The sequence below is a fragment of the Paenalicyclobacillus macrosporangiidus genome (genome assembly GCF_900116805.1).
GTDB classification, from domain to species: Bacteria; Bacillota; Bacilli; order Alicyclobacillales; family Alicyclobacillaceae; genus Alicyclobacillus_H; species Alicyclobacillus_H macrosporangiidus.
Map to the genome: position 1 here is coordinate 161,027 of NZ_FPBV01000003.1, position 16,595 is coordinate 177,621.

Sequence of the window (16,595 nt, forward strand, 5' to 3'; positions counted from 1 at the left end):
CACCTCGCTCAACTGAACTTGCCCGCCGTCACACCGCCGTCCACGACCAATCCGGCGCCCATGACGTAGCGGGATTCGTCCGACGCCAGGTACACCGCCGCCATCGCCACGTCCTCCGGCCGCCCCAGTTCGCCGCCCAACTGACGGCGCTTGAGTTGCTCGATGGCAGCCTGCGGATCGTCATAGGAACGGCGCAGGTAATCCTCGACGAAGGGGGTGTAGATGGTCCCCGGCAGCAGGGCGTTGACCCGGATGTTGTACGGCGCGTAGTCCACCTGCATCGACTTGGTCAGCGCCAGCACCGCGCCCTTGGTCGCCGCGTACGCCGCCCGGCGCATCAGGCCCATTTCGGCGATACACGACGACATATTGATGATGACGCCCGACTTCTGCGCCATCATCACCGGGACCACCGCCTTCGAGACGAGGTACACCCCCGTCACGTTGACCGCCATCACCCGGTCCCACAGCGCCCGGTCCACCTCGTGCAACTGCCCCACCGCGCTGATGCCCGCGTTGTTGAACAACACGTCGATCCGCCGGTGGCGCGCCAGCACATCGTCCTTCCAGGCCGCCACGCTCGCCTCGTCGGTCACATCCATCCGCCGCGCGACCGCCCGGCCGCCCGACGCCTGGATATCCGCCGCCACCGCTTCGGCGGCGGCGAGGTCCACATCGCCGATCTCCACGAGCGCGCCCTCCGCCGCGAAGGCGCGCGCCGTGGCCTCGCCGATGCCCTTGCCGCCGCCGGTGATCAGACACACCTTGTCCTGCAACCGCACAGCCGGGCCTCCTCTCCCGCGGGCGGGCGAGACCCGCCCCTGGGTGATCCGTCCGTCCCAAAGCCCTCATGCAAGATTCGTGCCATGTCCGGCAGATCCCGCGTCCGCCTGCCACTGCTTCAACTTGCGCCACAGTGTCGTCCGGCTGATGCCGAGCGTCTGCGCCGCTCGCGTGAGATCGCCGCCCGTGTGCTGCAGCATTCGCTCCACCGCCCACCGCTCCACGTCCTCCAGGGTGGCGTCGACCGGCGGCACCTCCCCGGTACCAGGAGCGGCCGGCGCCTCCTTCGGCGCCGTGTCCGGGAGCGCCTTGTGCTCCAGCCAGTCGAGGATCTCCGCCATCCCAATCCGTCCGCTGCCCGCGGTGGCCACCAGGTAATCGCACATGTTCTGCAACTCGCGCACGTTGCCCGGCCAGTGGTAGTCCTGGAGGATGGGGTAGATGGCGGGATCGATCCGCGGGCGCGCCCCGACCCCCTTGCGCTTGTACCACAACTGATGCAGCAGCCGCTCTGTCAGCTCCGGAATGTCCTCGCGCCGCTCGCGCAGCGGCACGGTGTGCAGGCGCAGGACGTCGATGCGGAAGAACAGGTCCTTGCGGAACTTGCCCTCCTGCACAAACTGCCACAGCGGTTGGTTGGTCGCCGCAATCACCCGCACGTCCACCGGGATCACGCGCTCGCCGCCGATGCGCATCACCTGGCGCTCCTGCAGCACGCGCAGCAGGCGCTGCTGCACGTGCAACGGCGTCTCGCCGATCTCGTCGAGGAAGATGGTCCCCCCGTGGGCCAGCTCGAACAACCCCGGTTTTCCGCCCCGGCGCGCCCCCGTGAACGCGCCGTCCTCGTATCCGAACAGTTCGCTCTCCAACAACTGGTCCGGCAGCGCGGCGCAGTTGACCGCGACGAACGGGCCGCGGGCGCGCGGGCTGGCGTTGTGGATGGACTGGGCCAGGACCTCCTTGCCGGTCCCCGTCTCGCCGACGATGAGCACCGACGAGTCCGTCTGCGCGAAGTGGATGGCGCGCGCCACCACCGCGCGCATTGCGCGCGACGGGCCGTACAGGTCGTCGAAGGTGTAGTGCGCCACGTGGCCGCCCATCGCCCGCTTCTGGCGCACCTGCCGCTCGGCCGACTCAATCTCCTCGACGCGGCTGAGGACGACCATCACGCGCCCCTCCTCGCCGAGGCAGTGCCGCTCCGCGAAGCACAGTTGACCGCCGACGCGGATGACGTCGGAGCGGTGCCCCTCCGGCGCGGCGTCCGCGAAATCGCACAGCGAAGGCGGCAAGCACTGGCGGGCGGGCAGCCCCGCGCAGGTATCACGGCCAATCCAGGCGAGCAGGGTCCGGTTGGCGAACGCCACCGTCCCGCCGTCCAGGACGAGCAGCCCCTGGTTCGCGCGGTCAATGGCGGTGCGCAGCGTGGTCTGCACGCGCCGCTCCGCCATCCGGGCCGCGACGATGCGCTTGGCCTCCTGGATGGCCGACCAGATGGCCGTCTTGCCGGATTCAATCAGGACGCACGGGACGCCGAGATTCGCCCCCTGCATGACGACGCTCGTGTCTCCCACCAGGCAGTCGACGCCCTCGTCCCGCACCGCCGCCTCCAACCGCCTTCGGCTCTCCTCATCCTCGCCGGTGATCTCGATGGGCACCACGGGAACGCGCAGGATGGGACGCAGTTCCGCCAATCCGTCGATGACATTGGTAAACCCGGCCACCCCGATGCGCTTGCCCCGCTCCGCGGCGCGCGTCAAGGCGCGCAACACGTCGTAGGCCGTGACCGCGATCTCGACGACCGGAACGCCGGCCTGCTCCGCCAACCGCAGGCACGTGCCGCCGCGGCTGATGAGCACCGCCGCGCCTTCTGCGACCGCGCGCCGGCCCAGCCGCACGCCTTCCTCCATCCGGCCGAGCAGGATCTCCACCCGTTCGCCGTAAGCGCGGCACACCTCTTCCGCGTCCCGGGCCAGATTCTCATACGGTGCAATCAGCACGATTTTCATCGGCATCTCCGGCCCCCTCCCGACCAAAATTGTAACATGTGCGTTTCAATTCGTAACGAGAAAGATTTCGAAGGCGAAAGAGGCCGACGGATAGACTTGGCATGTGAATTGCTAACAGAACGGTTGAGGAGTGGGACCCCACAGACGGGAGGCGATCGCGTGGAAATCCAAGCCTATGTCCGGGCGGACGGACGCGTGGGCGTCCGCAACCATGTACTCATTCTGCCTGTGTCATACGAAGTCAATCAGATTGCGGACAGGATTGTCCGGCAGGTGCCGGAGGCGGTGACGTTCCGCAACCAGCACGGCATCGACCAGACCGGTGCCGACCTGGAGCAGACCCTGCGGGTGTACGAAGGGTTCGCCACTCACCCGAACGTGTTCGGCGTGGTCATCCTGGGCTGGGGGCACGAGCCGTATGATCTCCCGTCCCTCGCCGCCCGGGCCGAGGCGGCGGGCAAACAGGTGGAACTCGTCACCATCGAGCAGGTCGGCGGCATGCGCCGCGCCATCGAGCGCGGTGTCCTCGCGGCCCAGCGCTTCGTCGCCGAGCGCGGCAAGGCGCAGCGCCAGCCGGTGCCGCTCTCCAGCATCATCCTCGGCACGGAATGTGGCGGCTCGGACGCCTGCTCGGGCATCTCCGGCAACCCGGCCCTCGGCGTGGTCAGCGACCTGTTGGTGGCCACCGGCGGCACATCCATCCTCTCCGAGACCACGGAGCTCATCGGCGCCGAGCATCTGCTCGCAGAGCGCGCGGTCAGCCCGGAGGTCGCCGAGCGGATCCTCTTCATCGTGCGGCGCATCGAGGAGAACGCCATGAAGATGGGCGTCGACATCCGCGGCGCGCAGCCAGCCCCCGGCAACATCGAGGGCGGCATCACGACGATTGAGGAGAAGAGCCTCGGGTGCATCCACAAGGCGGGGACAGCGCCCATCCGCGAGGTGGTCGAGTATGCCGAGCGGCCGAGCGAGAAGGGGCTGGTCATCATGGACACCCCGGGCCACGACATCGAGCAGTTGACCGGCATGGTGGCCGGCGGCGCGCAGATTGTCATCTTCACCACCGGCCGCGGGACGCCGACGGGCTGCCCCATCGCGCCGGTCATCAAGGTGGCGACCAACACGTTCACCTACCAGCGCATGAAGGACAACATCGACTTCAACGCCGGCACCGTGATCGACGGAGAAGAGACGGTGGAGCAGGCCGGTCGCCGGTTGTTCCAATTGATGCTGGAGGTCTTGAACGGCGCGCAGACGAAGGCCGAGATCCTCGGCCACCGCGAGTTCGGCATCTATCGCATCGGGCAGAGTCTCTGATCTTCCGCCGCCCCCGCGCGGCTTCTGCCGGCCCGGCCGGCGAGGACTGGAGGTGTTGTTGATGAGCGAATCCCATCTGGGCACTGGACGCCGCCAATGGGTGGTGATGCATCCCAAGGACGATGTCGCGGTGGCTCTGACGCCGCTTGCCCCTGGGACCGAGGTGGCGGCGGAGGACGGATCGTTCTCCGTCGTCATCCGGCAGCCCATCCCGTTCGGCCACAAGTTCGCCATCCGGCGCGTATGCAAAGGTGCGCCCGTGCACAAGTACGGCCAGGTCATCGGCGGCGCGACCGCCGACATCGAGCCGGGTGAGCACGTGCACGTGCACAACGTCGACAGCCTGCGCGCCCGCGGCGACCTCTTGGCCGCGGCGCAGGGCGGACAGGGAAAGGAGGAGGCCCAATGAACACCCTCGCCGCCTATCGGCGCGCGGACGGCCAGGTCGGGGTGCGCAATCACCTGTTCACGCTGCCGGCCGTGGTCTGCGCAAACCAGGTCGCCATCGACGTGGCGCGCCGGTTGCCCCGGTTGAAGTACATCGAGCATCAGCACGGCTGTGCCCAAATTGGCGCGGACCTGCTGCAGACGCGGCGAGTGTTCGCCCGTCTCGCCCTGCATCCCAATGTGTATGCCAGCATGTTCGTCAGCCTCGGCTGCGAGGCCGTCGTCGCCAAGAAGCTGGTCGCGGACACCCAGAAGAACGCCCACAAGCCGCTGGAATTGGTCGTCATCCAGGACGCCGGAGGCACCCTGGCGGCGGAACAGCAGGTCGAAGCGTGGCTGCAGCAGCGGATCCAGGAGGCGGACGCCTTGGTGCGGGAACCGGTGGCCTGGAGCGACATCACCGTCGGCGTCATGGGCGATGCCGACCTGGCCGGGCGCGGTGCCGTCATGACGTCCATCCTGCAGGCCCTGTCGGACCTCGGGGCGCGCCTGGTCGTCCCCGCCCGGCATGCCGACGCGCTCCGCCGCGTCGCCGACGATGCCCCGCACAGCGCCTGGGGCGACGGCAGCGGTGCGCGGGCGTGGGTGATGGAGGAAGGCTCCAACGCCCTCGAGACGGCCACCGGGTTGACCGCGGCCGGCGCCCATCTGATTGTGCACCTGGCGGACCGGCCGCACGGTTTCGGCACCCCGCTGGCGCCCGTGGTGCGCTGGTCCATCAACGAACAGGTGTACAACCGCTTCTACGACGACTTCGACGGGCAACTGGTCGACGAGCTGGACGTGCCGCGGCTGATGGAACAGCTCTCCCGGGTCATCAGTGGCCAGGAGACGGCCGCCGAGCAGATGGGCATGGACGACTTCGCGCTCTACCGCATCGGACCGACGGTCTGAGTTCGACGGTTTGATGTTGGACGTTGGGACGTGTCGCTCCGCTCCTGCGCTAAAGCGAGCCGCTCCGCGACACGTCCCCCCGACCACGGTAGGCGTGAGGCGATGGCTCGCGGTTTCCACCAGCGCCAGCCGCGGAGCGACGCGTCCCCGCTTGCGAACCTTGCGTCTCAAGCAAAATCGGTGCATGCTGAATTTGGACACGTCCTCCGCCCCGCGGATACGCGGAGCGGAGGACATGAAGGCGGCCGGAGAGACACGGGCCGGACTCCGGCCGCCGCTTCACGCGTTTCGGCCCGACGAACCTTGGCATTTTGACCTGGAGGGATGTCACGATGGAGAGCCGCAACTGGATCGGTGGCGAGTGGTCCACCCCCAAAGGCGGGGAGATGACCGTATACAATCCGTCTGACACGAAGCAGGAGGTCGGCGTCCTGCACCTGTCGCAGGCGGACGATGTGCTGCAGGCGGGAGACGCCGCCCGGCGGGCGCTGCCGGGCTGGGCCGGGCTGACCTGGGCGCAGCGCGGCGAACACCTGTACCGCTTGGCCGCGGCGCTCGAGGCGCACGCCGACGAGATCGCCACCTTGGCATCCACGGAGATGGGCAAGCCCATCAGCGAGATGCGCGGCGAGGTGACCCGCGGCATCCACCTGCTGCGCTACTACGCGGCGGAGGGTGTGCGGGCCATCGGCCAGGTGATCCCTTCCACCCAATCGCAGGTGCTGCAATACACCAAGCGCGTGCCCCTCGGCGTGGTCGGCATCATCACCCCGTGGAACTTCCCGGTGGCCATCCCGATTTGGAAAATCGCCCCCGCTCTCATCTGTGGCAACACCGTCGTCTGGAAACCGGCGGAGACCGCGTCGCTGACGGCCACCCGCCTCGTCGAGCTGTTCGCGGAAGCGGGCCTGCCGGGCGGCGTGTTGAACCTGGTGATCGGTACGGGGAGCACCGCCGGCAGCGCCCTCATCGAGCAGGTGGAGCTGGACGGCGTGAGCTTCACCGGATCGACCGCCACCGGCAAGCACGTTGCGGCCATTTGCGCGTCGCGCAACATCAAGTACCAGACGGAGATGGGCGGCAAGAACGCCGCGATTGTCCTCGCCGACGCCGACTTCAAGACCACCATCCCGGCGCTCGTCAGCGGCGCGTTCCGCTCCGCCGGCCAGAAGTGCACGGCGACGAGCCGCATCATCGTCGAGGAATCGGTGTATGACCAGCTCGCCGCGGCCCTGCGCGACGCGGTGAAGGACCTGTACGTGGGACACGCCCTCGATCCGAAGTCGTACCTCGGCCCGGTGGCATCCAAGGCCCAGTTCGAGAAGGTGTCCTCCTACGTCCGGATGGCCGACCAGGCGGAGGTCGTCGCCCGCGGCACGGCTCAGGTCGACCCAGCGAGCGGCCACTACGTGCTGCCGACCGTCGTCGCCGGCGTCGGCGTGGATCACCCGCTCGTCCAGGAGGAGATCTTCGGCCCCGTCACGGCGCTGCTGCCGGCGCGCGGCGTGGACGAGGCCATCGAGCTGTGCAACAAGACCGTCTACGGCTTGAGCGCAGCCATCTTCACGCAGGACCTGTCCAACGCCATCCGCTTCCTCGAGGAGGCCGAGGCGGGTATGGTGCGCGTCAACCTGGAGACCGCGGGCGTCGAGTACCAGGCGCCGTTCGGCGGCATGAAGTGGTCGAGTTCGCACACCCGTGAACAAGGCCAGGCGGCGCTCGACTTCTACAGCCAGGTGAAGACCTGCGCCGTCTACTACGGCGGTTGATCCGGCGGGTGCAGCGGCGGCCCGGCCGTCCTGCTGCACCCTTTTCATTCGGTGCACGGAGGAGGACACAACTGGATGATTCGCACCGTTCGCTATTGGGATCCTGAAACGCACGCCGTGCACCTCGGCCTCCTGCGCGATGGCCAGGTGTACAGCATCACTCGCCGCGTCCCGGCCTTCACCGATCCGCTTCCGGTGTGGTACACGTTCCGGGCGCTGGACCTGTCAGTGGAAGAGGGGTTCGCACGCCTGGTCGACGGTGTGCAGCCGATGGCGTCCTACGAGGAACTGGCGGCCCAGTCCGCGCTTCTGCCGCCCGTGGACGCCCGGGAGGTCTGGGCAGCCGGCGTCACCTACGAGCGCAGCCGGCAGGCGCGCAACGCGGAGACAAAACTCCAGGACAGCGTGTACGACCGCGTCTACGAGGCGGCGCGCCCTGAAATCTTTTTCAAGGCGACGCGCGAGCGCGTGATCGCCCCCGGCCAACCCCTCGGCCTGCGGTCCGACTCCGCCTGGATGGTGCCGGAACCGGAGCTGTCCCTCGTCCTCACCGCAGCCGGGGACATCGTCGGCTGGACACTCGGGGACGACCTGAGCTCCCGCGACATCGAGGGCGAGAATCCGCTCTACCTGCCCCAGGCCAAGGTGTTCTCGCGCAGTTGCTCCTTCGGGCCCGTCCTGCTCTGGAACACCGGCGCCGAGGTCCCGGCCGGGTGGACCCTGACGCTGACCATCCGGCGCGGCGGGGACATCGCCTTCCAGGGCTCCGTGTCGTTGCAGCAGCTGCGCCGCCCGTTCGAGGAGCTCGTCGCATACCTGCGGCGCGACAACCCCGTCCTGGATGGCACGGTCCTCATGACCGGTACCGGCATTGTCCCGCCGGACGAGTTCACCCTCCAGCCGGGGGACACGGTCGACATCGAGCTGCCCGAGATCGGCGTGCTCCGCAACCCCATCGCAGCCCCCCTGGGGAAGTGAGACCCCTTCTTGTGCCGGCCGGCACCGCTGGCCGGCACGCCCGCGCCCCGTCCCCCTTCTGGCACTGCGCTATAATGAATGCGGGCATATGCTGCCGCTACATACCCAGAAGGAGGTTTTCCGGATGCTTCCTGAAGTCGCGGACCTGTTGTCGCTGTGGAAGTCGGTACGGGCATCCATGGACAAGATGATCGCGGACCTTACCGACGAACAGTTGACCCGAAAGCCCGAGAATAACAACGCCATTGCGGCGGTCCTGGAACACACCGCCCTGGTGGAACGCAAGTTCCTCTCGGCCCTCTCCGGCCAGGTGGAGGACATCGACGTACAGGCGCCGTACGAAGCTTCGTCCTGGGATGCGGCCAAGGTCAAGGCGCTGTGGAACGACGTCTTGGCGTACGGTGAGCAGGTTCTCTCCGGGCTGACCGCTGAGCAACTCACGCAGCCCGGACTCAAACTCGGCGTCGGCGAATTGAACAAGCGCCAGTTGATTGCCTACATGATCGCGCACACCGCCCATCACCGGGGCCAGATCCCGATTTTGAAGCGGCTGATCCAGGCCTGACCCGAGCAGGCGGATCCGGGTCGGTGCGTGACCAAAACCAGGGGCACCGCGGCGGCCATCGGCGCTGCGGTGCCCCTCCTTTCTTTGCATAGGCCCCCGTCCCTGCCCCCTACGCCTTCACCTCAGCCGAGAAATCGTAATCGTACGCCACCTGATACAGCGCCTCAATCTCCTCGGCGGTGGGCACGCGGGGGTTGTTCCCCGGGCTTCCGCTGGCGATGGCGTCACGGGCCATCTTCGCCACCACCTCGTCGAACGCCGTCTTGTCGATGCCCCATCCACGCAGGTTGGGGATGTTCAACTCCCGGCACAGGCGTTTCACGTCGGCCACCAGCGCCACCGCCGCGTCCCGGTCGGACACGTCCGCCAATGTCGGGTTGACGATGCGGGCGATCACCGCCAAGCGCCCGACAGCGGCGTCCAGCGTGTACTCCAACACCGCGGGCAACAGCATCGCGTTCGAGACCCCGTGCGGGACGTGGAACACCGCCCCGATGGGGCGCGACATGCCGTGCACCAAGCAGACCGATGCGTTCGAGAAGGCCGCCCCGGCCAGCATCGCCGCCACGGCCATCCGTTCGCGGGCCTCCACATCCTGCCCGTCCTGGTATGCCCGCCGCAGGTGTTTCACGATGTCGTCGATCGCGGTGAGCGCCAGGGTATCGGTCATGGGCTGCGCCCGGCGTGAGATGTACGCCTCGATGGCGTGGCAGAGCGCGTCCACCCCCGTCGCGGCCGTCACGCTGGGCGGCGAGGACAGGGTCAGCAGCGGATCGACGACGGCGACCGCCGGCAGGAACGCCGGATGCTTGATCATCATCTTGATGTCCTCGGCCGTGTTCGTAATCACGGTCGCATCCGTCACCTCGGACCCGGTCCCGGCCGTGGTGGGGATGGCGATCACGGGGATCGGCGCATGCGGGATCGGCTTCCGGCCGCCCATGTAATCGCCGATGTATCCCCCGTTGGTGGCGACCACGGCGACCGCCTTGGCCGTGTCGATGCAGCTCCCCCCGCCGATGGCCACGAGAAGATCGCATCCTTCCTCCTGCAGCACCGCCAGCGCCTCGGCGACGTACGTGTCCGTGGGCTCGGTGTCGACGCGCGAATAGACCACGCTCGAGACGCCAGCGTCGCTCAAGATGGCCTGGCAGCGCGCCACATTCCCCAGCTTCTCCATCACGCTGTCGCTCACCACAAGCGCTTTCTTTCCGCGCACAGCCGCCTCTTCGCCGGCCTTCTGAAACGCGTCCCGCCCGTAGTGCACCACCTGCGGCAACCGAAACGTGGCAAATGGGTTCACCCGGTTCTCCTCCTCTCTTCCCTATGAATCAGAATAATGCAAAGCGAACCGGATTTCACCCCGATGTCGCTCCCGAGCCCGGAGCTGCGACGCCACGATGGACGATTTACAATCCTTTGTACGCGAGCATCTCCCGGGCCGGACGACGGTCCCCCGTGCAACTGATGCGGCGCGGCGCGTCGACGAACACGATGCGGAAGCCGAGAGAACGGTAGAGGTGGACGATTCGGTCGGTGGCTTGGTTGGACGCGACCACGGGGCCGTCGAGCTCCGCCAGCCATTCGGCGAGACGGACCTGATCCGCCCACGTGAATCCGCCTGCCGAGTACTGGCGGAACTCCACGTCGTAGGGCGGGTCGGCGTAGACGAAGTCTCCCGGTCGCACCGTCATGGCCGCGAAGTCCCCGCTCGTGAACGTCCAGTCCGCCAGCACCGGCTGGTACTCCTCGAACGTCCGGCGGTACCCGATGGTCTTGTAGCGCCCGAACGGCACGTTGAACAACCCGTCGCGGTTGAACCGGCACAGCCCGTTGTACCCCGTACGATTGAGATAATAGAAGAGGGACGCGGCCTCCGCGCTGTCCTGCCGCCCTTCGGCGATGAGCGCGTTGAACCGATCCCGGTGCCGGTAGTACAATTCCGCGTCGTTCTCCATCTCGATGACGATCCGCAGGCCGCGCCGCACCCAGTCGTGGAAGTGCACCACGTGTTCGTTGATGTCGTTGAGCAACGCCCGCTTCGGCCGCAATCCCAACGCCACCGCCAAACTGCCGCAGAACGGCTCCACCAGCCGGCCGCCGGGATACGCCTCGCGATAGCGGGCCCACAGCGGCATCAGATGCGGAACCAACCACCGCTTGCCGCCCGCCCACTTGAGAATGGGCTGCAGCGCCGGTGCCGCCTGCGTGATCGGACGCTCTGTCGTTTCCAATCTCTCCCCTCCCCGCAGGCGTCTCCGGCAGGTGGGCAAACCTGCCAAGGCCATGGAGATATTCTATCAAACCCGCGCGGAGGTGATCACAGAAAAGGCGGGCCCGCCGGGCCCGCCGTTTTCTCGTCGTCACGCACCGATTCCGCCCATCCGACGCCGATCCTCTGCCTCTGTCGTCAACCGGCGACCTTGCCGCCACCCGCTGACGGAGCGCTCACCTCGATGCGGAACAGCTTTCGCATGTACTTGCGAAGCCACGGGATGACCCAGTAGTCGCCGCCGATGCGCCCGGCGTTGAACCCGGCCACGATGATGAAGATGCTGATCAGGACGTCCCACGGGTTGCTCGACACCGTTCCGGCGAACATGTAGGCGAAGTTCATCATCATTCCGAAAAACACCGCGGCCGTCGTCAGAACCCCCAAGACCAGACCCAGTCCGACAAGGAACTCGCCCGTGGACACCAGGACGTTGAACAGACCGACGTGTGGCAGCGCGAACGATTTCAGAAACGCGTTGTACGTCGGGTACAACACCTCTTTGTCGGGACCGACCACGGGGTGCGCCACCGCGTTCTGCAAGAACTTCTGCGCGCTGAATCCCCCCGTCAACTTCTCCCATCCGGCCGTCAACCACTGCCATCCCAGGTACACCCGCAACACCGTCAGGATCCAACTCGCATACTTGTTTTCACGAAGCCAATTGACGAACATGATGCCTCACTCCTTTTCCGGAAGGCTAGGGAGGATGTTCCTTACGGCTTTATCATCCCCTATCTCCCGGAACGGAAGAAGCGCAATTCAGCGCATTTTTCGAGCACATCCTGGACTGCTTCATTGTGACTATGATCGCACCGTCCGTGACGGCACAACCGGATGGTCCTATCCCCACCGGCATACCAAGGCCTCGTACACGGCCCGGGTCGAGGCCATCGGCGCCACCCCCAGCTCCTGCCGCAGGACCCGTTCGCACGTCCGGTACACCTGCATCACCAGCGGGCGGTTGAACAGCCCCGCGGCGGCCTGCATCCACCACACGTATGCCTCCTCCCAGGCGGGCTCCACCGCCGTCGCCCGCTCGCAGGCCGCGATGGCCTCCGCAAACCGCTGCTGTCCGCAGCACAGGCGCGCGAAGGTTACACACGCGTCGACGAACAGCATCCGCAACCGATCCCGCTCGCTGTCGCACCACGGCTCGTACCGTACCTCGGGCAGGTACTCTCCTTGCCACACCGCCAGGGCCCGCGCCAACACCTCCCGCCGGCGCACCTCGTCCGGCTCGCCCGCCGCCTCCCGCAGGCATGCGAGGAAGACGTCCCGGTCCACCTCCAGCCAGGCCGCCTCCGTCAGGCCATACAGGGCGCCCCGCCGCACGAGGAAGACGGAAGGCCCCCGGCCAGGCCTTCCGGGATCGATCACGTTGGACAACGCATGCAACGCCACCTTGAAGTCACGCTCTGCCGTCTCTGGGTCCGCCTCTGGCCACAGCCGTTCGCAGATCTCCTCCCGGTGCAGCAGCGTCCCCCGGTTTGTCAGAAGGAGCTGGAACAGCTTGCGGGCCTTGTCGCGCTGCCACTCTTTGTGTGGGATTTCCGAGAATCCGCGCCACACGGAAAAACCGCCCAACGTGCGCACCCGCAAGGTGTAGCCCGGGTGGTGCTCCACGTCCAGGCAGCCCGTGCGCTCCAAGATGCGCACCGCCGCGCGCACCCATCGCCCTGTGCCGTGCCTCGTGTCGGAATCGCCATCGGGATCGATCTCGCGCTGCCGGAACACCTGCAGCATCGGGACCACCGCAGCCACGTCGCGCAGCCCGAAGAAAGTCGGGCGCTCCCACAGGAACCACGCCCCCAGCCGCCCGGTGTCCCACAGGGCGGATGCCAACGCCATGCCCCATGCCCGGTCGCCCGCGCGATAGAGGGCCAGCGCCAGCCAGATCTGGCTCACCAGCCGGAGAAACGGATCTCCACAGAGACCGAAATCGTCGCGGCACCGGCGCAGGGCCTCCACCGCCTGTGCGAACTGGCCGGCCATCACCGCCGACTGGCCGAACCCCACCCGGACCAGGCTGGCCATCCACAGGTCCCCTGCCGCCGAAGCGATCTCGATGCTCTCCTGGGCGTACATGCGCGCGAGCGCGAACTGGCCTCGGTAGCCGTGCGACAGACAGAGCCCCAACAGGGCCTCGGACTTGCCGCGGGGCACCTGCATCTCATCCATCCGCGCCACTGCCTCCTGGTAGGCGTGCAAGGCCGCGTCAGACCGCGGTTCCTGCAGGTGGAAGGCGTGACCGAGGCGGATGAACCCGACCGCGCTCACGAACGGGGATTGCAGCGTGTGGCCCACGCGGTGCGCCCGCTCGGCTTGCTCGCGCGCCTTGTCCGCCTCGCCGAGCATCGCGTGGACCAACGCCAGCAGCAGCGTCGCCTCCCGGTGGGACAGGGCGCTGCGGCCGTCCGCCGGATCCCCGTCGGCCCGCGGCCGCAGCACAGCCACCGTCTCCTGCAGACGGCCCGTGCGCAACAGAAGCCGCGCATCGCTGTTGTTGTCCGGCGGGGACGCCCCCTCCAGCTGCCGCAGCGCGGCCAGCAGGCGTTCCGCTCGGCGCAGCCGCCCCTGGTTGATGCTGTTCTCGAACGCCAACTGGGCGATCGCGATGCGCCCCTGGACGTCCTCCCGGTCCACGTGCGCCCGCGCCTCCCGGATGTGCAGCGCGGCCCGGGCCGGCTGGATGGTGTCCAGGTACAGCCGCGCCAGCCCCGTCTCCACCTGCGCCAGGGCCTTCCGGTCCCCGCGAGCCGCGGCGAGCGACCGGGCCGCCGCGAAGGACGCCTGCGCCTCCTGGTAGCGGTTGGCGTGCCGCGCCACCTCCGCCCGCGCCCACAGGAGGCCCGGCGATGCCGAGATGGTCGCATCCGACAGCCGGTCCAGCCAATCCTGCACCGTCGACACCCTGCCCCGCTCCAGGTGCCCCGGAATGTGCGGCAGGAGCAGATCGGCAATCCGTGCTTCGTCCTCCAGGGCGAATACATACCGCAGTGCCCGGTCTAACTCACCCCGATCCGAGTACCAGCGGATGGCGCGTTCGACCAATCCCCGCCGCTCTTCCGGATCGAGGCCAGCCGTCAGGGTTTCGCGCACCAGCGGGTGCAGCTCATACCCCTGCCCGCCCTCGGCGATGGCGATGTGGCCGCGCCGCTCCAACCCCGCCAACAGGCGGGCGCTGTCCCGGCGGCCGAGGGCGGCGTCGCACAGATCCGGATCGATGGGGGAAAACACGCTCGCCCGCTGCAGAAACGCCCGCTGCTCCGCCGTCAGCGGCCCCGTGAACAGGCGGAGCACCTGGGCGGGGATGGGGGTTCGATCCGCCAGGGCCGCCTGCAACCGCTCGAAGGACCGGTGCTGCCGCCAATCCCGTAGCAGCATCGCCAGTACCAACGCCATCCCGCCCGTACGCCTGAGCAGCCAATCCACCTGGCTGCGCTCCAAAGCCGGCAGGCCCGGGTCGTCCGCCACGACGCCGTGGAACAGAAAGCCGACCTCGTCCGCCGTGAAGGCCAGTTCCTTCTCCCGTACCCACAGCACGTCCCCGCGCAAGGTCAGGGCATCGACCCAGGGCAGGGTCGGGCGCGTCCGCGTGAGCAGCACCACGTGCACATGCGGCGGCAGGTCGCGGAGCCACGCGTCGAACCACTGCAGCAGCGCCGCCTCTTCGTCCAGCAGATGGAAGTCGTCGAACACCAGGAGCGTGTCATCGTGCACGTACGCGGCAGCCAACTCCGCCGCCCAGCGGGCGGAGGCGGTCCATAACAAGGGCGACTCCGCCGCGTGCCGCACGCGCTCCGCCTCGGCCACCGGCACCTCATCCGGCAGCGTGGCATCCAGGACCCGTCCGACGAAGCGCACGCCGTACCGATCTCCTTCACGGACCGTCAACCACTGCACTCGCAGCCCGCTCTGGCGCACGTAGGCGCCGACCGCCGTGGTCTTGCCGTACCCGGCCCCCGCCTTCACCACGGTCACCGGCAGGTCCGGAATCTCCGACAACATTGTCATCACGCGTGGCCGCGGCAGCTCCACCCCTCGCCCGCGGGGTGGCTCCATCCCCCGCCCATGGGACGGCGCCGTCTCCCGTCCCTGTGGCGGCTCCGGTGTTCTCTCCTCAGGTGCTTCCATCCCACGGCGCCGCGCGTCCGGATGCTCCCTGTCCATCGCCCTTCCCCCGTTTCACGTCCGCGTCCGCCCGCCCGATCCTGCCTCACCGTGCCTCATCGCTGGGTCCGCCGGGATCTGCGCCGAGACTTCCCGGAATTGTGCCTCCGTGTACAGCGGCCCACTCCAGAAGGCCTCCGGGCGCCGGTACAGACCGGATTCCGGCGGGGCGATGCCCTCCTCCACCCATCGTTCCAAATGATACAGTGCCGCTTCGTAATACGGCTGCACCGGCTGCTGGACACCGCGATCCCCACGCAGCATCCCGTCCACGTGGTTGCCCGCCTCCACCTCGTACAGCCGGTGCAGGTGCCCGCAGCCCTGCGCCCGTACCAGGTCGCGGTAGGCCGCCGCGTGGTGGCGAAACGGGATCAGGCAGTCCCAGTTGCCCGCCACCGACAGAAGGGGCTTGCCGATTCGCCCGGTGTTGGCGATCCCCGCCACGCGCCGCGCCAGGATATCCATCCGCGCCCGCCACGGGTAGTCCGCGATAGGCGACGGATCGCGCAGCCAGTCGTTCGACCACTCGGCGGCGAAGGGGGCCCAGCCGGGATCGAGATTGCGGCCGTACAGCCACAGCGACACCACCCAATAGGCGAGAAAGTACTGATGCCAGTACGGTTCCGACCCGGGGTGCAGCCCCGCCTCGAGCATCCGCTCGCGCGCCTTCGCCCGCTCCGCCGGTGTGCGGTCGCCGCGCCAGTTCTGGTACACCGGGTAATCCGCCACCCACACCGGGAGAGCCGTCATCAGGTGGCGCGCCTCCGGGTGCCAGTACACGCCTTCCCACTCGACGCCCCCGTCGTACAAATCCGGGTGCGCCTCCAGCATCCGCCGCGTCACGTACCCGCCGTTGCTGACGCCCGAGATGTACACGCGCCCCGGCGCCCGGCCGTAGTGACGGGACGCCACGTCCACTGCGAACTCGGTCAGCGCCCGGTGGACGGGCACCCATTCCGCCATCGATCGCGCGGGAGCCCGCAACACCAGCCCGGGCGTGGCCTTGTCACAGGCGGCGAAGGCGTAGCCGCGCTGGATCGCGATGTCCCCGAGCAACAGGTCGAGCGAGCGCTCACCGCGCACCGCGGGCGTCGCGCCGATCATCACCTTGCCGTTCCACCGCTCCGGCGCGGGCAGGCGCAGTAGCGCGCGGGCACCCGCCACCTCGCCCGTCCAGACGCTCCCGGGGACGGGTCCGTCGAGGCGCGGGTTATCATACACCAACGGTTCCGCGTCGGGATGCACCCCGAGGCCCCGTGTGGTCAGGTCTGGAACGTCTTGAAGTCGGATGGTTTCCGCCATCGGCTGTGTCCCCTCCGGTGAAGGTATGCGCCCATTTTGTAAAGGATCCTTGACAAACTCGTCGCGGAGCCATATCCTCATTGTAAAGT

13 protein-coding genes are annotated in these 16,595 nt (G+C 68.0%); 6 read left to right on the top strand and 7 right to left on the bottom strand.

From position 1 onward, the window contains the following. Positions 1 to 8: 8 nt before the first annotated feature. Positions 9 to 782, bottom strand: coding sequence for an SDR family NAD(P)-dependent oxidoreductase (locus tag BM357_RS04380; RefSeq protein ID WP_074950030.1), 774 nt, complete (start codon positions 780 to 782; stop codon positions 9 to 11). Positions 783 to 848: 66 nt separating this feature from the next. Further along, positions 849 to 2,795, bottom strand: coding sequence for a sigma 54-interacting transcriptional regulator (locus tag BM357_RS04385; protein WP_074950032.1), 1,947 nt, complete (start codon positions 2,793 to 2,795; stop codon positions 849 to 851). Positions 2,796 to 2,948: 153 nt separating this feature from the next. Between BM357_RS04385 and BM357_RS04390 the strand changes: the two genes are divergently transcribed. From BM357_RS04390 to BM357_RS04415, 6 genes are all read left to right on the top strand, one after another. Further along, entirely contained in the window at positions 2,949 to 4,106 is a 1,158-nt protein-coding gene (locus tag BM357_RS04390; protein ID WP_074950034.1) for a UxaA family hydrolase, read from the top strand. A 61-nt stretch (positions 4,107 to 4,167) separates the two neighbouring features. Further along, the gene (locus BM357_RS04395) at positions 4,168 to 4,515 is read left to right on the top strand and encodes a UxaA family hydrolase (protein ID WP_074950035.1); all 348 of its coding nucleotides are present in this window, start codon (positions 4,168 to 4,170) and stop codon (positions 4,513 to 4,515) included. Next, positions 4,512 to 5,447 carry a UxaA family hydrolase gene (locus BM357_RS04400; RefSeq protein WP_074950036.1) on the top strand — a complete coding sequence of 312 codons (936 nt, stop codon included), beginning with the start codon at positions 4,512 to 4,514 and terminating at the stop codon, positions 5,445 to 5,447. Before BM357_RS04395 ends, BM357_RS04400 begins: the two co-directional genes overlap by 4 nt. Positions 5,448 to 5,779: 332 nt before the next feature. Beyond that, the gene (locus BM357_RS04405) at positions 5,780 to 7,216 is read left to right on the top strand and encodes an aldehyde dehydrogenase family protein (protein WP_074950037.1); all 1,437 of its coding nucleotides are present in this window, start codon (positions 5,780 to 5,782) and stop codon (positions 7,214 to 7,216) included. A 75-nt stretch (positions 7,217 to 7,291) separates the two neighbouring features. Continuing rightward, positions 7,292 to 8,194, top strand: a complete 903-nt coding sequence (locus BM357_RS04410; RefSeq protein ID WP_083430174.1) for a fumarylacetoacetate hydrolase family protein — start codon at positions 7,292 to 7,294, stop codon at positions 8,192 to 8,194. Between the two features lie 124 nt (positions 8,195 to 8,318). Further along, positions 8,319 to 8,759, top strand: coding sequence for a DinB family protein (locus BM357_RS04415; RefSeq protein ID WP_074950038.1), 441 nt, complete (start codon positions 8,319 to 8,321; stop codon positions 8,757 to 8,759). 109 nt (positions 8,760 to 8,868) lie between these two features. On the opposite strand, the gene BM357_RS04420 is transcribed toward BM357_RS04415, so the two are convergent. From BM357_RS04420 to BM357_RS04440, 5 genes are all read right to left on the bottom strand, one after another. Next, positions 8,869 to 10,062 carry an iron-containing alcohol dehydrogenase gene (locus tag BM357_RS04420; RefSeq protein ID WP_074950039.1) on the bottom strand — a complete coding sequence of 398 codons (1,194 nt, stop codon included), beginning with the start codon at positions 10,060 to 10,062 and terminating at the stop codon, positions 8,869 to 8,871. 106 nt (positions 10,063 to 10,168) lie between these two features. Continuing rightward, complete coding sequence (locus tag BM357_RS04425) at positions 10,169 to 10,993, bottom strand: DNA adenine methylase (RefSeq protein WP_074950040.1); 825 nt, start codon at positions 10,991 to 10,993, stop codon at positions 10,169 to 10,171. Positions 10,994 to 11,169: 176 nt separating this feature from the next. Then, complete coding sequence (locus BM357_RS04430) at positions 11,170 to 11,706, bottom strand: DoxX family membrane protein (RefSeq protein WP_074950041.1); 537 nt, start codon at positions 11,704 to 11,706, stop codon at positions 11,170 to 11,172. Between the two features lie 168 nt (positions 11,707 to 11,874). After that, on the bottom strand, positions 11,875 to 15,204 hold the full coding sequence (locus BM357_RS04435; RefSeq protein ID WP_139234556.1) for an AfsR/SARP family transcriptional regulator: 3,330 nt from the start codon (positions 15,202 to 15,204) through the stop codon (positions 11,875 to 11,877). 15 nt (positions 15,205 to 15,219) lie between these two features. Continuing rightward, a complete protein-coding gene (locus BM357_RS04440; protein WP_074950043.1) occupies positions 15,220 to 16,506 on the bottom strand; it encodes a prolyl oligopeptidase family serine peptidase in 1,287 nt (428 codons plus the stop codon). Between the last annotated feature and the right edge of the window lie 89 nt (positions 16,507 to 16,595).